The 16,674-nt window shown below is 71.8% G+C and carries 15 protein-coding genes; 5 read left to right on the top strand and 10 right to left on the bottom strand.

Annotated elements, in window-relative coordinates; all coding sequences use genetic code 11:
* The first annotated feature begins 47 nt into the window (after positions 1-47).
* Entirely contained in the window at positions 48-410 is a 363-nt protein-coding gene (locus EDD27_RS25580) for a hypothetical protein (protein ID WP_127934640.1), read from the top strand.
* On the opposite strand, the gene EDD27_RS25575 is transcribed toward EDD27_RS25580, so the two are convergent.
* The 8 genes from EDD27_RS25575 to EDD27_RS25540 all read right to left on the bottom strand — a co-directional run bounded on the left by EDD27_RS25575 (position 394) and on the right by EDD27_RS25540 (position 8,994).
* On the bottom strand, positions 394-2,526 hold the full coding sequence (locus tag EDD27_RS25575) for a SpoIIE family protein phosphatase (protein ID WP_127934639.1): 2,133 nt from the start codon (positions 2,524-2,526) through the stop codon (positions 394-396). The genes EDD27_RS25580 and EDD27_RS25575 overlap by 17 nt on opposite strands.
* A gap of 175 nt (positions 2,527-2,701) precedes the next feature.
* Positions 2,702-3,796, bottom strand: a complete 1,095-nt coding sequence (pcaDC, locus tag EDD27_RS25570; RefSeq protein WP_127940941.1) for a bifunctional 3-oxoadipate enol-lactonase/4-carboxymuconolactone decarboxylase PcaDC — start codon at positions 3,794-3,796, stop codon at positions 2,702-2,704.
* Positions 3,797-3,798: 2 nt separating this feature from the next.
* On the bottom strand, positions 3,799-5,172 hold the full coding sequence (locus EDD27_RS25565) for a lyase family protein (protein WP_241564245.1): 1,374 nt from the start codon (positions 5,170-5,172) through the stop codon (positions 3,799-3,801).
* Positions 5,159-5,683 carry a protocatechuate 3,4-dioxygenase subunit alpha gene (gene pcaG / locus EDD27_RS25560; RefSeq protein ID WP_127934638.1) on the bottom strand — a complete coding sequence of 175 codons (525 nt, stop codon included), beginning with the start codon at positions 5,681-5,683 and terminating at the stop codon, positions 5,159-5,161. Before pcaG ends, EDD27_RS25565 begins: the two co-directional genes overlap by 14 nt.
* The gene (gene pcaH, locus EDD27_RS25555; protein ID WP_127934637.1) at positions 5,680-6,441 is read right to left on the bottom strand and encodes a protocatechuate 3,4-dioxygenase subunit beta; all 762 of its coding nucleotides are present in this window, start codon (positions 6,439-6,441) and stop codon (positions 5,680-5,682) included. The genes pcaG and pcaH overlap by 4 nt, the downstream gene beginning before the upstream one ends.
* Before the next feature lie 5 nt (positions 6,442-6,446).
* Positions 6,447-7,592, bottom strand: a complete 1,146-nt coding sequence (locus tag EDD27_RS25550) for a thiolase family protein (protein WP_127934636.1) — start codon at positions 7,590-7,592, stop codon at positions 6,447-6,449.
* Positions 7,589-8,218: a CoA transferase subunit B gene (locus tag EDD27_RS25545; RefSeq protein ID WP_127934635.1), complete on the bottom strand. Its 630-nt coding sequence runs from the start codon at positions 8,216-8,218 to the stop codon at positions 7,589-7,591. Before EDD27_RS25545 ends, EDD27_RS25550 begins: the two co-directional genes overlap by 4 nt.
* Positions 8,215-8,994, bottom strand: coding sequence for a CoA transferase subunit A (locus EDD27_RS25540; protein WP_127934634.1), 780 nt, complete (start codon positions 8,992-8,994; stop codon positions 8,215-8,217). Before EDD27_RS25540 ends, EDD27_RS25545 begins: the two co-directional genes overlap by 4 nt.
* 109 nt (positions 8,995-9,103) lie before the next feature.
* On the opposite strand from EDD27_RS25540, the gene EDD27_RS58385 reads away from it, so the two are divergent.
* Positions 9,104-10,609: an IclR family transcriptional regulator domain-containing protein gene (locus EDD27_RS58385; RefSeq protein ID WP_127934633.1), complete on the top strand. Its 1,506-nt coding sequence runs from the start codon at positions 9,104-9,106 to the stop codon at positions 10,607-10,609.
* Positions 10,610-11,169: 560 nt separating this feature from the next.
* Here the strand turns inward: EDD27_RS58385 and EDD27_RS25530 are convergent.
* The gene (locus EDD27_RS25530) at positions 11,170-12,102 is read right to left on the bottom strand and encodes a sporulation protein (protein ID WP_127934632.1); all 933 of its coding nucleotides are present in this window, start codon (positions 12,100-12,102) and stop codon (positions 11,170-11,172) included.
* A 32-nt stretch (positions 12,103-12,134) separates the two neighbouring features.
* Here EDD27_RS25530 and EDD27_RS25525 point away from each other — a divergent pair, with 32 nt between their 5' ends.
* From EDD27_RS25525 to EDD27_RS25515, 3 genes are all read left to right on the top strand, one after another.
* Positions 12,135-12,323, top strand: a complete 189-nt coding sequence (locus EDD27_RS25525; protein ID WP_127934631.1) for a hypothetical protein — start codon at positions 12,135-12,137, stop codon at positions 12,321-12,323.
* A gap of 81 nt (positions 12,324-12,404) precedes the next feature.
* Positions 12,405-13,640, top strand: a complete 1,236-nt coding sequence (locus EDD27_RS25520; protein ID WP_241564244.1) for a serine hydrolase domain-containing protein — start codon at positions 12,405-12,407, stop codon at positions 13,638-13,640.
* 153 nt (positions 13,641-13,793) lie between these two features.
* Positions 13,794-15,359 carry an ATP-binding protein gene (locus EDD27_RS25515; protein WP_206641641.1) on the top strand — a complete coding sequence of 522 codons (1,566 nt, stop codon included), beginning with the start codon at positions 13,794-13,796 and terminating at the stop codon, positions 15,357-15,359.
* Positions 15,360-15,378: 19 nt separating this feature from the next.
* Here the strand turns inward: EDD27_RS25515 and EDD27_RS25510 are convergent, their stop codons facing one another.
* Entirely contained in the window at positions 15,379-16,521 is a 1,143-nt protein-coding gene (locus EDD27_RS25510) for an MFS transporter (RefSeq protein WP_206641640.1), read from the bottom strand.
* Positions 16,522-16,674: the final 153 nt, after the last annotated feature.

Raw genomic sequence — 16,674 nt, 5'->3', positions numbered from 1 at the left:
CGGGCACACTCACCGGGGTGGCCGCTTCGTACCGCATGAGGAGGATCATGCCCCCCAGGATCACCACCGCTCTGGTCGTCGCCGCGTCCGTCATCAGCCTCGCCCCGGCCGTGCCGGCGTCCGCGTCGCCCCTGTCCACGGCCAAGCCGAACCTGCGTGCCTGCTTCGACGGCAGCTGCAAGCTGACCATCACCAAGCGTGTGTCGTTCCGGGTCAGCTCCCGCTTCGGCATCACCCGGCTGTCGGTCGGCTTCACCGCCGACCGCGTGTCCGTGAAGGGCGCCGGGCCGGGCGTGGCGACGGCAGGGTCGTTCACCAAGGGCGGGTCCGCCACGGTGAGCGGCATCCATTTCCGGCTCGTGTCGTTGTCGTCGCGCAAGGCGGTGCTGCGCCTCACCCCCGTACGCTGACCTGCCGGGTGGCGTCACGCAGGAGCAGCAGCGCGATGTCATCCCCACGCTGGTCCACGGTGGCCTCCTCGATGAGGGACTCCGCCAGGTCGTGCAGGGGCAGGTCCGGGGACAGGGTGAAGCGCTCGGCCAGGCCCGCGATCGACTGGCCCAGGTCGAGGCCCGGCTCCTCGATGAGGCCGTCGGTGTAGAGGGTCAGCACGGATCCGGGCGGCAGGGCCAGCTCCGTGGTGGCGTACTCGGCCTTCGGGTCGATGCCGAGCAGCAGGCCCGGTGAGGTGTCGATGATCCGGGCGGCCCTGCCGGGGAGGGCGAGCAGCGGCGGAAGGTGGCCCGCGCTGGCCAGGCAGGCGCTGTGCCGCTCCAGGTCGAGGCTGACGTACAGGCAGCTGGTGAACCGGTCCGGGGCCAGCTCGATGAGCAGGCGGTTGGTGTGCGCGAGCACCTCGCCGGGGCTGGCGCCGGCGGTGGCGTGGGCGTGGATGGCGGTGCGCACCTGCCCCATGAGGGCGGCGGCGGTGACGTCGTGGCCCTGCACGTCGCCGATGACCGCGGCGGCCACGGTGTCGCTCAGCCGGATCAGGTCGTAGAAGTCGCCGCCGATGTCCATGCCGGGGGTGGCGGGCACGTACCGGGCGGCCAGCTCCAGGCCGGGCATCTCGGGCAGCGTGTGCGGCAGCAGGCTCGACTGCAGGCACTGGGCCAGCTGGTGCTTGACGTCGTAGAGCCGGGCCCGCTCGAACGCCTGCGCCATCAGCCCGGCGAGCGCGGTCAGCGTGGCGCGCTCGTCGGTGCTGAAGTGGTGCGGACGGTCGTAGGCCAGGATGCAGGTGCCGATCGGCCGCCCGGACGTGACCAGCGGCAGGAACGCCCACGCGGACATGTCGTCGGAGCGGATGGCGTCCGGGTAGGTCGCGCGGAGCTCGTCCCAGGAGGAGAAGAAGGCCGGCTTCCCGGCGTTGTTCGGGCGGCGCTCACCAACCGGCGGGATCACCGGACGCCCGTCGAACTCCTCGACGGCCTGGCGGCTGTAGCCGCGCGAGGCGGCCACGCGCATCCTGTCGCCCGTCGACGTGAGGATGGCCAGAGCCTGCACGTTGTAGACGGGCATGACGTGGTCGGCGACGAGGTCGATCACCTCCTGCGCGGTCACCGCCCGGGCGAGGGTGGTCGCCAGGTGCAGCATCTCGTGCAGGGCGATGACCCGGGTGGGCCGGTCGGCCCCGGTCTCCGGAACCCGGCGGAGCAGGTCGCGGCCCGCCGAGTCGGGCGAGATGCGTACCGTGATGCCGGACACGCCGGGGAACAGCCGGAAGGACAGCAGCTGCCCCACGGGGTTGCGGGCGGTGAACGAGGTGACCTGCCGGCTGAAGACGGCGGCACGGTGACGATCCTCGAAGATCGAGTTCTCCATCCACGGCAGCGCCTTCCACAGGCGTGCGCCGAGCAGCTCGGACGAGCAGCTGCCGAGCAGCTCCGCGGCCGGCGCGCTGAGGAAGGTCACGCGGCCCTCCACGTCCAGCGAGCAATACCCCTCGGGTAGCCGGTTGACGCACTCCAACGCCCTCACCTGCGCGCTCGGCTCCGCCGGGTGCACGCGACGGGGATTCAGAACCCGGGGCCTGGGCCCGGGCGTGATCGGACGGCCCTTCTCGGCCGCCTCCATGAGCGCTTCCCCCATCCGGGCGCAGGTCGCGTTGATGGTGGTGCGCAGACGCCGGCTGAGCCTGGTCGCCGGGCCGGCCGGCCACAACAGCACGAGCCCGCCCCAGACGGTGTCATCGGTGCGGATCGGGGAGATCGCCGCGGCGTAGTGGTACGGCAGCAGGACCGCCGACGTCGGGAACGCGCGGGCCATGTGCTCCCGGTCGGCCAGCCAGATCATGTGTCCGTCGCGCACCGCCACGGCGATCGGCACGTGGTCGTTCGTCCTGACCCTCGCCCACGCGCGGGCGACCGCGGCGGGCATGCCCACCTGCGCGTCCATCAGCAGGATCTCGCCGTCACCGTCCAGGAGATAGACGGCGCCGATGTGGGCGCCCGTGCCGGCCACGGCCTCGATCAGCAGCTCATCCAGGGGCGACGAGCCGGAAGGCGAGGCTGCCTCCTCCCGCACCGCCTCAGCCCATCCTCACGATCACGAATCGTGAACAGAAAAGCAGCTCCAAACCCCCCATACGGGCAGAATACACGTACGAATGCAGGGATTTGGTTACATTCTGTCTACGTCCTGCCTTTCGTCCCGATCCGCTGACGCGCTAGGAGCCCGCGGTGGGCCGATGATCCCCGTGTCACTCCGTGGGCGCGGTCTCGGCCAGGACCCGCTGGGCGACCGCGAAGGCGGCGTTGGCGGCCGGCACACCGCAGTAGACGGCGGTCTGCAGGAGCACCTCGCCGATCTCGTCGGGGGTCAGCCCGTTGCGCAGCGCGGCGCGTACGTGCATGGCCAGCTCCTCCAGGTGGCCGTGGGCGACGAGCGCGGTGAGCGTCACGCAACTGCGGGTACGGCGGTCCAGGCCCGGCCTGGTCCAGATCTCGCCCCATGCGTAACGGGTGATGAAGTCCTGGAAGTCCCTGGTGAAGGGGGTGGTGCGGGCGATCGCCCGATCCACGTGCGCGTCCCCGAGCACCTCGCGCCGCACCCGCATGCCCGGCACGGCGGGCAGGTGCGCGAGGAGCGCGGCCGTGACACGTTCCGGCTGGTCGACGTTGGCCAGGTGGGCGGCCCCGGCGATCTCGACGAGCGTGGCGCCGGTGATGCCGTCGGCCAGCTGCCTGGCGTGGGCGGGCGGCGTCGCCGGGTCGTCCCGTCCGGCCACGACCAGGGTGGGCGCCTTGATCGCCGTCAGCGCATCGCGCAGGTCGTAGGCCGACAGGGCGTCGCAGCAGGCGGCATACCCTTCGGGGTCGACGGTCGCCAGGTCGTCCAGCAGCGCCGGGTCGGGGGGTCCGGCGAACCAGCGCGTGGCCGTGGCCTCCAGCAGCGGCGCCGTGCCCTCGGCGCGGACCAGCCGCGCCCGGTCCCGCCACGCCTGCGGCTCGCCGAACCTGGTGGAGGAACAGATCATGGCGAGGGACCGCACCCGGTCGGGGTGACCGAGCGCGAGGGCGGCGCCGATCGCGCCGCTGATGGAGATGCCGGCGTAGTGGAAACCGTCGAAACCCTGCGCGCCGGCCAGCTCCAGCACCATGCCCGCCAGGTCGTCGATCGAGCTCAGCGGGGTCGCCGGCGAGCCGCCGTGGCCGGGCAGGTCGAACCTGAGCACCCGGAACCGCCGCGCGAGTGCGGCCAGCTGCGGCTCCCACACGCGCAGGGACGTGCCCACCGACGGCCCCAGGATCAGCGGCTCGCCGTTCTCCGGGCCGTCCAGCCGGTGCTGCAACATCGTCATTCCTCCTCCAGCGCCCGGTCGACGAGGGCCCGTGCCGAGCCCGTCGAGCCGGACAGGGTCAGGTTGGCGCGCATGCGCTCCGGGTGCACGCGCAGGTCCGCGACCAGTTCGGCGGCGTCGCGGGCGGCCCCGGCCACCAGGCGCAGCGCCTCGCGCAGCGGCTGCCATTCCGCGTGCCAGGCGCCCGACGGGCGCTCGTCCTCGGCGGCGAGCCCGCCGTACAGGATGGCCGCCAGCGCGGGGAGCTGGCGGGCGGTGGTGGCGATCATCGTGGCTCTGACGGGGTTGTGCTTGTGCGGCATCGACGACGACCCGCCGCCGACGCCCTCGGACACCTCGCCGATCTCGGTACGGGACAGGACGAGCACATCGGCCGCCATCTTGCCCAGCGCCCCGGCCGTGAACGCCAGCGCCCCGGCCAGGTCGGCGACGGGGGTCCGCAACACGTGCCACGGCAACCGCGGCTCGGCCAGCCCGGCCTCCACCGCAAACCGCTCCACAAGCCGCAACCCCACATCGTCACCCGCCGCGCCGCCGGCTGTCGGGCCACTGGCCGCCGCGCCGCCGCCTGCCGCGCCGCCGCCTGCCGCACCGCCGCTGGTGGGGCTGCTCGCTTCCGCGCTGCCGTTCGCGGTCGTGTCGGTGCTGGCGCCGACTGCGCTGCTCGTCACCGCGCTGCCGCCGCTACCGGCCGCTAGGGCGCCGGGTGCCGGGCCGCTGTGTGTGCCGCCGGGTGTCGGTGTGGTGGGGGACGAGGTGGGGTGGAAGGCCGCCAGGGTGCCGGCGGCGCCGCCGAGCTGGGCCGGGAGCGACACGCGGGCGGCACGCAGGCGGGCGCGGGCGTCGATGGCGAGCTTGCGCCAGCCCGCCGCCTTGAGCCCGAACGTGGTCGGCACCGCCTGCTGGGTGAGCGTCCGCGCCGCCATCGGCGTGTCGCGGTGCTCGGCCGCCAGCCGGGTGAGCGCGGCCACGATCCGGTCGACGTCCGCCAGGACCGGACCCAGCGTACGGTGCGCGACCAGCATGATCGCCGTGTCGACGATGTCCTGGCTGGTCGCGCCCAGATGCACGTACGCCCCGAACGGCGACGCCGCCTCGCGCAGGTCCTCGACCAGCGGGATCACCGGATTGCCACCGGAACGAGCCCGTTCGACCAGCCCCGGCAGGTCGAACGCCGACACCCGCGCCGCGGCCGCCACGGCCTCGGCCGCTTCCCGCGGCACCAGGCCGAGCGCCGCCTGCGCCCGGCTCAGCGCCACCTCGGCGTCCAGCATGGCCCGCAGGAAGGCGACGTCACCGGTCTCCTCGGCCGCGCCCCGCATCGGCGACAGCAGCCCGAGGTCAGCGCCGGGCACGTCACCCGAAGTCAAGGAAGACCGTCTCCTTCTCGCCCTGCAGGTGGATGTCGAACCGGTAGACGTCCTCACGCTCCCGGACCGCGACGAGCGTGTCCCGCCGGTGCGGCGGAAGCGCGTCCAGGAAGGGGTCCTGGCCGAAGTAGATGCGCGTGTACAGGTGGTGGAGCAGGCCGCGGGCGAACACGCACACGCTGATGTACCCGTTGCCGGGCATGAGCGTGTGCAGCGCGTACCGGCCGTCGGCGTCGGTCGGCACCCGTCCGAACCCGGTGAAGTCCAGCCCGTGCCGCCCGATGACCGCCCCGGTCACCGGATCCCGCCGCAACGTCCCGGGCGCCCCGCTCAGGTCGCCGGACGGGTCGGCCTGCCAGAACTCCAGCAGCGCGTCCGGCACCGGATCGCCGGCCCCGTCGTACACGTACCCCTGGACGGTGATCCCGCCGGCGGCCACGTCCCCGCCGCCGGGGAACGGCAGCGCGTAACCGTAGAACGGGCCCACGGTCTGCGAAGGCGTGGGGTTCATCGGCCCTCCTCCATCCAGGTCGCCGCCGGCCCGTCCAGCACGATGTCCCACCGGTAGCCCAGGGACCATTCGGGCACCGACAGGTCGTGGTCGTAGGCGCCCACGAGCCGTTGCCTGGCCCGCTCGTCCGTCACCGACTGCAGCACCGGGTCGTAGGCGAACAGCGGATCGTTCGGGAAGTACATCTGCGTGACCAGCCGCTGCGTGAAGGCCGTGCCGAACACCGAGAAGTGGATGTGCGCGGGACGCCAGGCGTTGACGTGGTTGCGCCACGGGTACGCGCCCGGCTTGATCGTGGTGAACGCGTAACGGCCCTCGTCGTCGGTCAGGCACCGGCCCACCCCGGTGAAGTTGGGGTCCAGCGGCGCGGGATGGTCGTCACGCTGGTGCAGGTAGCGGCCGGAGGCGTTGGCCTGCCAGACCTCCACCAGCTGGCCGCGTACCGGCCGGCCCGAGCGGTCGAGCACCCGCCCCTGCACGGTGATCCGCTCACCGAGCGGCTCGCCGAGGTGCTGCTTGGTCAGGTCCGCGTCGAGCGCGGTGACGTCGGTGACACCGAAGACGGGACCGGACAGCTCGGTCGCCTCCGGGTCCTTCACCGGGATCAGCGGCTGCTTGGGGTGGCGCAGCACGCTGCTGCGGTAGGGGGCGAAGTCACGCGGCGGGTGGTTCGCCTCCTGACCGTCGCCGGCTTTGTGCAGCTCCTCGATCTCGCGATCGATGTCCGCCTGGGTGAGGGGTGGGGTCGGTGGGGTCATGGAGCCTACCTTTCCAGTACGACGGCCAGACCCTGGCCGACGCCGATGCAGAGACAAGCCAGGCCGGTGCCGGAGCCGGCTGCCGCCAGGCGGTGCGCCACGGTGCCGGTGACGCGGGCGCCGGAGGCGCCGAGGGGGTGGCCGAGCGCGATCGCGCCGCCGTTCGGGTTGACGATGGCGGGGTCGAGATCGGGGAGCTCGGCCAGGCAGCCGAGCACCTGGGCGGCGAAGGCCTCGTTGAGCTCGGCCGTGTCCAGGTCGCCGAACGACCTGCCCGCCTTCGCGAGGGCCTTCTGGGCGGCTTCGACCGGCCCGAGCCCGAAATAGCGGGGTTCGAGCGCGCTGGCGGCGCCCGCGGTGATCCGCGCCAGCGGCTCGCGGCCGCGCAGCCCGGCCTCGTCGGTGAGCAGCAACGCCGCCGCGCCGTCGTTGAGCGGGGAGGAGTTGCCCGCGGTGACCGTGCCGTCCTTGCGGAAGACCGGCTTGAGCCGGGCGAGCTTCTCCAGCGAGGTGTCCTCACGGATGCCCTCGTCCCTGGTCACGTCGCCGACCGGGACGATCTCGCGGTCGAAGGACGCCTTGGCCGCCTTCTGGTGGCTGGCCAGCGCGTACGCGTCCTGCTCCGCCCGCGTGATGCCATGCTTTTCGGCGATCAGCTCCGCGCCCTCGCCGAGCGGCACGGTGTGCTCGGCCGGCATCTTCGGGTTGACCAGCCGCCAGCCGAGCGTGGTGGACACCAGCTCCTGCCCGCCCGCCGGGAAGGCCCGGTCCGGCTTGGGCAGCACCCAGGGGGCGCGGGTCATGGACTCCACGCCGCCGGCGATCACGGTGGACGCGTCGCCGAGCGCGATCATCCGGTACGCCTGGATCACGGCCTCCATGCCGGAGCCGCACAGCCGGTTCACGGTCGCGCCCGGGGTGGTCACCGGCAGGCCGGCCAGCAGCGCGGCCATGCGGGCGACGTTGCGGTTCTCCTCGCCCGCGCCGTTGGCGTTGCCGAAGATCACCTCGTCGGGGGCGGCCACGTCGTTGCGCTCGGCGATGGCCGCGACGACGTGGGCGGCCAGATCGTCGGGGCGGACGCCGGCCAGCGCTCCGCCGTGCCGGCCGAAGGGCGTGCGGACGGCGTCGACGATGTAGACGGTGTTCATGCCAGCACCTCGGCTTCCGTACGGTCCCGCAGCTCTTCCACGCTCACGCCCGGCGCGCACTCCACCAGCCGCAACCCGTCTGCGGTGACGTCGAGCACGCCGAGGTCGGTGATGATCCGGTGGACGCACGCCTTGCCGGTGAGCGGCAGCGAGCACTCCTTGACGATCTTCGGTGAGCCGTCCTTGGCGGTGTGGTCCATGATCACGATGACCTTGCGCGCGCCGTGGACCAGGTCCATCGCCCCGCCCATACCCTTGACCAGCTTCCCTGGAACCACCCAGTTGGCCAGGTCGCCACCGGCCGAGACCTGCATCGCGCCCAGCACGGCCACGTCGATGTGCCCGCCGCGGATCATGCCGAACGACAGCGAGGAGTCGAAGAACGCCGCCCCGTCCCGCACGGTCACCGTCTCCTTGCCCGCGTTGATCAGGTCGGGGTCGACCTCGTCCTCGGCCGGGTAGGGGCCGACGCCGAGGATGCCGTTCTCCGAGTGCAGGATCACGTCCACGTCGGCCGGCAGGAAGGACGGGATGCGGGTGGGCAGGCCGATGCCCAGGTTGACGTAGTCGCCGTCACGCAGCTCGGCCGCGGCGCGGGCCACCATCTCGTCACGCGTCCAGCTCATGAGCGCACCGTCCCTCGTGCCGAAGGCGCGGAAATCGTGCGCCGTTCGATGCCCTTGTCCGCGGCCTGTTCGGGGGTGAGCGGGAGCACGCGCTGGACGAAGACGCCGGGCAGGTGCACCTCGTCCGGGTCCAGCTCGGTCAGCTCCTCGACCTCGGCGATCGTGGTCCGCCCCGCCATGGCGGCGAGCGGGTTGAAGTTCCTGGCGGCCTTGTTGAAGACCAGGTTGCCGTGCCGGTCGCCCTTCGCCGCACGGACCAGCGCGAAGTCCGTCGTGATGCCGTACTCCAGCACGTACGGGCGGCCGCCGAACTCGCGGACCTCCTTGGGTGGCGAGGCGACCGCGATCGAGCCGTCCGGGTTGTGGCGCAGCGGCAGGCCGCCCTCGGCCACCGGCGTGCCGACCCCGGCCGGCGTGTAGAAGGCGGGAATGCCGCTGCCGCCCGCGCGCAGCCGCTCGGCGAGGCTGCCCTGAGGGGTCAGCTCCACCTCCAGCTCGCCCCCGAGGTACTGCCGGGCGAACTCCTTGTTCTCGCCGATGTACGACGCCGTCACCCGGGCGATGCGCCCGGCCGCGAGCAGCACGCCGAGGCCGCCGCCGTCGACGCCGCAGTTGTTCGACACCACGGCGATGCCTGTCACCCCGGTGTTGTAGAGGGCCTGGATCAGCACGTTGGGGATGCCGCTCAGCCCGAAGCCGCCGACCGCGAACGACGCGCCGTCACGCACGCCGGCCAGCGCCTCCTCGGCGGTCGCGACCACTTTGTCTCTCCGCACGACGCTCCATTCACCGGGAGTGTTCGCATAGTGAACTTTTGTCCACTATTGTGTGGTCGAGTATCTGTAATGAGAGGCGCTCCTGTCAAAGGATCTCGAGGGGTGGGCGATGGAACCGGCCGGAACCCTGGACCGCGGCCTGGCCGTGCTGCGCGTGCTGGCCGGCGACCCGCGCCGCCGTCTGGGCCCCACCGACCTGGTCCGCGCGACCGGCCTGGCCAGGTCCACAGTGGACCGCGTGCTGGCCACGCTCGCGCATCTCGGCTACCTCCGGCTGGACGGGCGCGAGGTGCAGCTGGCGCCGCGCCTCATGGAACTGGGGGAGGCGTACCTCGCCTGCGGCGGCCTGCGGGACGTGCTGTCCCCGTTCGCCGAGCGGCTGGCCGAGGACCTCGACGAGTCGGTGTCGCTGGCCGTCCGGGACGGTGGCGCGGTGCGCTTCATCGGCCAGTTCACCCGGCGGCGCACCATGTCCGTGGCCTTCCGGGTGGGGGACGTGCTGCCCGCCGACCGGTGCGCGGCCGGGCTCGCGCTGCTCGACCCGTCGGCGCCGTGGGCCGAGGACGACCAGCTCGTCGAGCCGGGCCTGGTGGCGGTAGCGGTGCCCGTACGGGACCGCGACGGCACGCCGGTGTGCGCGGTCAGCGTGGTCAGCCACACCAGCAGGCACACCGTCACCGGGCTGCGCGAGCACGCCCTGCCCCGCCTGCTCAAGGCGGTCGCGGAGATGGAGGCGGCGCTGGCCCGGCCCGCCCTCGAGCCGCGCAGGGAGGTCGCCGCCGAGGACGCCTCCCGGGCGGCCAAGAAGGAGCTGGGCGCCGGCTACCTGCAGTCGCTCGCCCGCGGCCTGGCCGTGCTGGTCTCGCTCGGCACCGCGCCGGGCGGCTTGACCCTGGCCGACGCGGCCAGGGTCACCGGGCAGCCGCGGGCGACCGTGCGCCGCGCCATCCAGACGCTGGAACGGCTCGGCTACGTGGCCGCCGAAGGCTCCCGCTTCGTGCTGCAGCCCAAGGTGCTGGAGCTCGGGTACGCCCACCTGTCCGGACGTGCCTTCCGCGCCGTCGTACAGCCGCACCTGGCCGACCTGGTGGCCCGCGTCCACGAGTCCGCCTCGGTCGCCGTGTTGTCCGGCGACGACATCGTCTACCTGGCCCGCGTGCCGACCCAGCGCATCATGAGCGTCGACATCACCGTCGGCACCCGCTTCCCCGCGTACGCCACCTCGATGGGTCGGGTGCTCCTGGCCGGGCAGCCGGAGGAGCGGCTGGACGCCATCACCCCCAAGCCGCTGTCCCGGCACACCATCACCACCACCGCCGAGCTCAAGGCGGTGGTGCGGCAGGCCGCCGCGGACGGGTACGCCCTGGTCGACCAGGAGCTGGAGGAGGGCGTTCGCTCGCTGGCGGTGCCCATCAGGGACCGCGCCGGGCGAGTGGTCGCGGCGGTGAACGTCGCCACGCACGCCAGCCGTGCCACCCCCGCCGACCTGATACGCGACGTCCTGCCCGCGCTCCAGGACGTCGCCGCCCGCATGGAGGCCGACCTGGCGTACGTCCACGGCCCCGCCTGGAACGGCGCCCTCCCCGAGACCGTCAGGCTCGGCGGTCAGAAGTAACGCGGGAACAGGTCCGTGGTCGGCCACGTGCTGAGGTGGCCCGCCACCTGGGCCTACCCGCAGTCCCGCGCCGTACGGCCAGCACTGGTAGACGTCCAGCCGCCCGGTCTGGCACGGGCCAATCTGGTCATGGAAGCGGTACGCGAAGGACGGGGTGCCGTTGTAGTGAGCCTCCCAAGCGGTGGCGCCGGCGAGACCGAGTGGCTGCTTGATCATTGCGGCGGCCGGGCCATTCACCCAGGACTCACAGCGCTCCCGGACTGTCTCGACGGGAAGGCGTCCCACCAGCTGGGAGATCACGGTCGTGCCATCGACCATGCCATACGAGCACTTGAACGGCATGGTCTCGCCGCGGGCGTCTGCGGCGGCCTCGAGTGCGCTGTTGAGGCCGCCGCAGATGCCATCGCCGGCTGCCTGCAACTGCATGGGAACCTGGGCGGCGCCAGGCACGTGCTCACGCAGCAGGTGCGGCTGTGCTCGTCCAAGCGTCGCCCAGCCAGTAGATGAACGCTTCTACCGTGTCATCATCCTGGGCGATCGCATGAGAAGCGAGCCGCGGGTCACCACTCGTCGCCGCCCTCGAAGAACTCCTCGACGACTTCCTCGACGACCTCGCCCGCCACGAGGCCGCCCGCCACGCCCAGGGCGCCTGCCGCGGCCATCGCACCGAGGCCGGCACCGCCGCCGTGGCCACGGTCGTGGTGGCCGACGTAGCCGTGGGCGGGGCCGTACTGGGACAGGCCGGACAACCAGCGGCTGATCTCGCCGGGCCAGTCGGTACGCAGGGCGTCCTCGTGACTGATCGTGAAGTGGCCGATCGCGTCGCCCGAGTAGCGGCCGGCCCGCTTGTCGGCCTCCAGGACCACCACGAGCCCGTCGGGGGTGGTGACGAAGGTGACCTCGACCTCCCCCACGACCCCTCGGTGCTGGGCCGGCGGGTGGAACTCGATCTCCTGGTAGAACGGCAGCTCCTGGTCCACCCCGTACAGACGCCCGACCTCCAGGTCGGCCGACTTGAACCGGAAGCCGAGATCCAGGAACGCCTCCAGGATCCGCAGCTGGGACGGCAGCGGCTCGACGGCGATCATGTCGAGGTCGCCCTTGTCGACGGCCTTGGCGATGGCCAGCTCGGTACGCACGCCCAGCGCCATGCCGGTCAGCGGCTGCCCGCCGATCTCGCTGATGGGCGTCTCCCACGGCACCGGGATCTGGAAGGTGACGACGCGGTCCTCGCCCTTGCGCAGCGTGAAGGGACCGGAGACCTGGGCGCGGGAGAACTCGCCGACTCCGGAGCCCTCCATGTCGCCGTGCTCGATCTCCACCCGGGCCACCAGGCCGAGGGTGATGTGCTCGATCTCGGCGTCGAAGTCGCCGCCCTTGAGCCGTACCTCGCCTCCCAGGGTCCCGCCCGGCCGGGTGCGCGGGGTGGACAGGACGGTGTCCACCGAGGGCGCGCCGACGCCGAGAGCACCCAGCATGCGTTTGAAGACCACGGCTTTGCTCTCCTCGTTCGAAGATCGGTTGTGTGCCGCCGACCTCAACGAACGATGATCAGATCGAGTTCCTGACGCGGTCGACGAAGCAGCCTCGCTGGGACCTTGATCCGCCGGGCTGGGGCGTGGAGATCGAGGAGTCGGTGCTGGGGACGGACGACTACGTGCGGTGGGAGCGGGTGCTCCCCATCCGGCCCGACGGCTCCACCGGCTACGTCTGAAGCCGCATAAAGACCACCCGCAAGAACTGGCAATCCAGTAGAAATCTGGGCATGCCTATAAACGATCAGCATGCGTCCGGATTGACGAGACGAGGGTTCCTGCTGGCGGGCGCGGCGGCGGTGCCCGCCGTCGTCGTCGGCACCTCGCGCCCGGCCGTCGCCGCCGCCGTCCAGACGTCGGGGGTGGCGCCGGCCGCGCTGGCCGGATTCGACAACGTGCTGAAGACCTACATCGTGGAGCGCGGGATCTCCTGCGCGCAGCTGGCCATCACCAAGAACGGCAAGCTCGTGCTGGCCAGGGGCTATCGCTACAGCGACGACGCGTCCGTGCCCACGGTGTCGCCGACGTCGTTGTTCCGTATCGCGAGCCTCAGCAAGCACATCACCGCCGTGGCGATCATGCGGCTGGCGCAGGACGGCAAGCTGAGCCTGGGCACGTCCGTCGCCAAGCTGCTGGGCCTGTCCACCGCGGCCGACGCCCGGCTGGCGAACGTGACGGTGTGGCGGTTGTTACAGCACACGGGCGGCTGGGACCGCGACATCTCGCGCGACTACCTCTACCTGGACCACACCATCGCCTCGGCCCTGAAGGTGTCCCTGCCCATCACGCGCGGCCACATCGTGCAGTACGCCGGCGGGCGCTCCCTCGACTTCGCCCCCGGCAGCAGGTACGCCTACAGCAACTACGGCTACCTGCTGCTCGGCATGATCGTCGAAAAGGTCTCCGGCATGAGCTACGAGGCGTACGTCAAGCAGAAGATCCTCGCGCCGGTCGGCATCACCCGGCTGCGTCCCGGCCGTACGCTCAAGGCGCAGCGTGCCCCCGGCGAGGTGATCTACGAGTCGGATCAGACGAGCAAGACCGTCACCGACGCTTCGGGCACGATCGTGCCCGCGCCGTACGGCGGGTTCAGCATGGAGAATCGCGGGCCGGGCGGCGGTTGGCTGGCCTCGGCGGTGGACCTGGTGCGGTTCGCGAGGGTGCTCGACGCGCCCGGCGCGGTGCTGAACTCCACCTCGATCGGCAGGATGCTGGCCAAGCCGGAGATCGGCGTCGACGAGAGCGGCGCCTGGTACGGCGCGGGACTGTGGGTGCGCCAGGTGACGGGCCACCTCAACACCTGGCACAGCGGCGGGCTGCCGGGCACCTACACCTACACCGCCCGCCTGCAGAACGGCTTCACCTACGCCGCGCTGTTCAACCGGGGTGAGGAGTCGGGGTCGCCCGACTTCGACGCGCTCAGCCCGCGCATCAACGAGCAGATCGGCAAGGTGACCACCTGGCCGACCACGGACCTGTTCCCGCGTTACTTCTGACCGTCCTTCACCTCCGTGCGGCCGGGTCCCGGGCCAAAGCCCTGCCCGGCCGCCGCGGGAGAGTCCGAGAGCCGAGGCGAGGAGCGGCCATGTCCGCCGGGCTCGTGAGTTGATCCGAACGAATCTGTCACCGTTCGATGGCAGACTGTAACGGTGACCAAGCCCAGGTACTTCAACACCACTGGACCGTGCCACCCCCGGGTCCACTACGTGTTGCCGTCGCAGCCCCGGCTGCCGCAGGCGCGCCAGTTGATCGGCATGGATCGTTTCTTCGTGATCCACGCTCCACGTCAGTCGGGCAAGACGACCTTGCTCCATTCCCTGCAGCATGAGCTCACCAAAGAAGGCGCCGCCGTGGCGGCGACGATCTCCTGCGAGGCGGCATCCGTGGCGGGCGACGACTACGAGGCCGCGGAGTTGATCCTGCTGAACGAGCTCCGGCGGTCCACCGCCTCGGCGCCCGACCCCTGGCCTGAGGCCCCACCGGGTGGACGGCTGGGCGCCGCTCTCGAGGCGTGGGCAGCTCAGTGCGAGCTCCCGCTCGTGTTGCTCATCGACGAGATCGACGCGCTGAGCGGGGAGAGCCTGAAAGCGGTCCTGCGGCAACTACGCACCGGCCACAACAATCGCCACAACGGCGTTCCGTTTCCCAACTCCGTGGTGTTGTGCGGGCTGCGGGACGTGCGCGAATACAAGATCGCCTCAGGTGGCGACCTCGCCCGGCTCGGCGCCATCAGCCCCTTCAACATCTCGGTCAAGTCGCTTCGCCTGGGCGACTTCACTCGGGAAGACACGGAGGAGCTGTATGGCCAGCACACCGCCGAGACCGGGCAGGAGTTCACCAAGGAAGCTCTCGCCGCGGCCTGGGATTTCACCCGCGGACAACCCTGGCTGGTCAACGCCCTGGGTTGGGAGATCACCTTTGAGATGCGGGTCCCTCCAGAGGAACCGATCACCGTCGAGCACATGGAGCAGGCCAAGGAGCGACTCATTCGCGCCCGCGCCACCCATCTGGATTCTCTTGTCGCCAAGCTGTACGAACCGCGGGTCAAGCGCGTGATCGAACCGGTGCTCGCAGGCACGTCGGTCAACTTCGACGCAATCTTCACGGACGACTTCTCCTACGTGCGTGATCTCGGCCTGGTGGCCATGGGATCCTCCGTCGAAATCGCCAACCCCATCTACCGCGAGGTCATCCTCCGCGTGCTCGGCTTCGGAGTGGAAGTCAACGTCGTCCTCGACGATTCGCGGTCTTTCGTCCTCCCCGACGGCCGTCTGGACCTGCTCAAGCTCTTGCGTGAGTTCACCGCCTTCTGGAAGCAGCACGGCGAGATGATGGTCCGTGGCACCACCTATCACGAGGCCGCCTGCCAGATCATCCTCATGGCTTACCTGCACCGGATCGTCAACGGCGGTGGCTTCCTCGACAGGGAATACGCGGCGGGCACCGGGCGGCTGGACGTCTACCTGCGCTGGCCGTACGGCGAGCGGCAGGTGCAGCGGGAGGCCATGGAGCTCAAGGTGTGGCGGCCTGGCCAACGTGATCCGGTGGACGAGGGGCTCGCGCAGCTCGACCGCTATCTGGACCGGCTCGACCTCGACACCGGCTACCTGGTGGTCTTCGATCGCCGTCCCGAGGCGGCTCCGATGGAGGAGCGCGTCCGCTTCGATCAGGACCGCACTCCGGCGGGGCGACAGGTCACCGTTCTGAGGGCGTGAGGAGTCGGCAGCACGCGGGTCACGGGTCGACGGGCAGCCGCCTGGCGGCCACGCCCGCCCAGCCGAGCCCCAGCGCGGTGACCAGGAGCACGCCGGCGGCGCCCAGGCCGGCCGCCACCAGCCCGGCCAGACCGGGCAGGATCAGCTGCCCGGTACGGTTCCCGACCAGGCGCAGCGACATCGCCCGGCCGCGCAGTCCCGCGGGCGCGGACTCGGCCAGCCACGACATGGTCAGCGGCTGCCCGACCCCGAGCCCGAACCCCAGCACCAGCAGCACGAACGCCAGGGACCACAGCGGCATGGGCACGGGGATGACCAGCAGCGCCGCGGCAGCCGCGACCGTGCTGGTCACCAGCAGCCTGCGCCGGCCGACGGACCGCGACAGGCGGCCGAGGAAGAAGCGCGAGGCCATCGACGCCACGCCCCGGAGGGTCAGCAGCAGGCCGATCGTGCCCGAGGTGAGGCCCCGCTCGGTGCCGAACGCGGGCAGGTAGACGATGGTGATGTCGAGCGCGGCCAGGACCACGCAGCTCGTCACCAGCGCGTGCGCCAGGCCGGGCAGGCGCAGCAGCGAACGTACGCTGCCTCCCTCCGTCCGGTCCCCGCCCGCCGCGCGCGGGCTGCGGGCCAGCAGCGCCGACAACACGACGAGCAGCACGGCCAGACCGCACGACCAGGCGAAGATGCGATCGGTGTCCGGGATCGCCCGCTCCCCGCCGAACGCGGCCATCAGCACCGGACCGGCGGCCTGGCCCAGCGAGGCGGCGAAGGTGTAGTGGCCGAAGGCGGTGTCGTGGCCGCCGCGCCGCGTGGTGTTGGCCACGAGCGCCTGCTGGGCGATCACGCAGCCCAGATGCCCGGTGCCCAGCAGGACCCCGGCCGCGAGCAGGCCCGGCACGGTGTGTCCGATCGCCAGGAAGGCGACGCTGGCGGCTGTGAGCAGCAGCGCCCCCGCCACGGCCAGGCGCCGCTCGCCGTACCGGTCGGCGGCGTGCCCGGCGGGCAGCGCCAGCAGCAGCGGTGCGATCGCGAAGCTCGCGCCCAGCAGGCCGAGCAGCGCCGCGGGCACGTCGAGCTCGATCGCCCGGTACGACATGGTCGGACGCAGCACGAACGTGATGACCTGCGTGACGGCGGCATGAGCCAGCAACACGGCGGTCACCCGCCTCCCGCGACCGTCCTCAGACATCGCCGCCCCCGACGCCGCGACCGCCCTCAGACATCGCCGCCCCGCCGCCGCCCAGGCCTCCGCCCCTGTCGTCGGCCGGCCGCCGGACTGTGGCTACGGCGTCGATGTGCACACGCATGACGCTCC

Origin of the sequence: Nonomuraea polychroma, from assembly GCF_004011505.1 — a bacterium.
Lineage (GTDB): Bacteria > Actinomycetota > Actinomycetes > Streptosporangiales > Streptosporangiaceae > Nonomuraea > Nonomuraea polychroma.
The sequence above is the reverse complement of the archived record's forward strand: the minus strand, read 5'-3'. Positions and strand labels throughout refer to the sequence as shown.